1 rRNA gene (running past both ends of the window) is annotated in these 1493 nt (G+C 57.0%); it reads left to right on the top strand.

Features of this window, described 5'->3' with window-relative positions:
• Positions 1 to 1493: ribosomal RNA gene (locus tag ABZ070_RS35390) — 23S ribosomal RNA — on the top strand (it extends past both window edges: 134 nt to the left, 1117 nt to the right).

Here is a 1493-nt window from a genome sequence, read left to right as displayed (position 1 = left end):
TTCCCAAGTAGCACGGGGCCCGAGAAATCCCGTGTGAATCTGGCGGGACCACCCGCTAAGCCTAAATATTCCCTGGTGACCGATAGCGGATAGTACCGTGAGGGAATGGTGAAAAGTACCGCGGGAGCGGAGTGAAATAGTACCTGAAACCGTGTGCCTACAAGCCGTGGGAGCGTCGGAGCAAGGCTTGCCTTGTTCTCGTGACTGCGTGCCTTTTGAAGAATGAGCCTGCGAGTTTGCGGTGTGTTGCGAGGTTAACCCGTGTGGGGAAGCCGTAGCGAAAGCGAGTCCGAACAGGGCGATTCAGTAGCGCGCTCAAGACCCGAAGCGGAGTGATCTAGCCATGGGCAGGTTGAAGCGGAGGTAAGACTTCGTGGAGGACCGAACCCACCAGGGTTGAAAACCTGGGGGATGACCTGTGGTTAGGGGTGAAAGGCCAATCAAACTCCGTGATAGCTGGTTCTCCCCGAAATGCATTTAGGTGCAGCGTCGTGTGTTTCTTGCCGGAGGTAGAGCACTGGATAGGCGATGGGCCCTACCGGGTTACTGACCTTAGCCAAACTCCGAATGCCGGTAAGTGAGAGCGCGGCAGTGAGACTGTGGGGGATAAGCTCCATGGTCGAGAGGGAAACAGCCCAGAGCATCGACTAAGGCCCCTAAGCGTACGCTAAGTGGGAAAGGATGTGGAGTCGCAGAGACAACCAGGAGGTTGGCTTAGAAGCAGCCACCCTTGAAAGAGTGCGTAATAGCTCACTGGTCAAGTGATTCCGCGCCGACAATGTAGCGGGGCTCAAGCGTACCGCCGAAGTCGTGTCATTGCAGTACATACCCCCAACGGGGACTGTGATGGGTAGGGGAGCGTCGTGTGCCGGGTGAAGCAGCCGCGGAAGCGAGTTGTGGACGGTTCACGAGTGAGAATGCAGGCATGAGTAGCGATACACACGTGAGAAACGTGTGCGCCGATTGACTAAGGGTTCCTGGGTCAAGCTGATCTGCCCAGGGTAAGTCGGGACCTAAGGCGAGGCCGACAGGCGTAGTCGATGGACAACCGGTTGATATTCCGGTACCCGCTTTGAAACGCCCAATATCGAGCCCATTAATGCTAAGGCCGTGAAGCCGCCGGCTGAGTCTTCGGACGAGGTCGGAGTGGTGGAGCCGCTGACCCAAGGTGGTAGTAGGTAAGCGATGGGGTGACGCAGGAAGGTAGTCCAGCCCGGGCGGTGGTTGTCCCGGGGTAAGGGTGTAGGACGCACGGTAGGCAAATCCGTCGTGCACATAGTCTGAGACCTGATGCCGAGCCGATTGTGGTGAAGTGGATGATCCTATGCTGTCGAGAAAAGCCTCTAGCGAGTTTCATGGCGGCCCGTACCCTAAACCGACTCAGGTGGTCAGGTAGAGAATACCGAGGCGTTCGGGTGAACTATGGTTAAGGAACTCGGCAAAATGCCCCCGTAACTTCGGGAGAAGGGGGGCCATTTCTGGTGATCCGATTT

This window comes from Streptomyces sp. NPDC006283 (assembly GCF_040613325.1).
Taxonomy (GTDB): Bacteria; Actinomycetota; Actinomycetes; order Streptomycetales; family Streptomycetaceae; genus Streptomyces.
The sequence above is the reverse complement of the archived record's forward strand: the minus strand, read 5'-3'. Positions and strand labels throughout refer to the sequence as shown.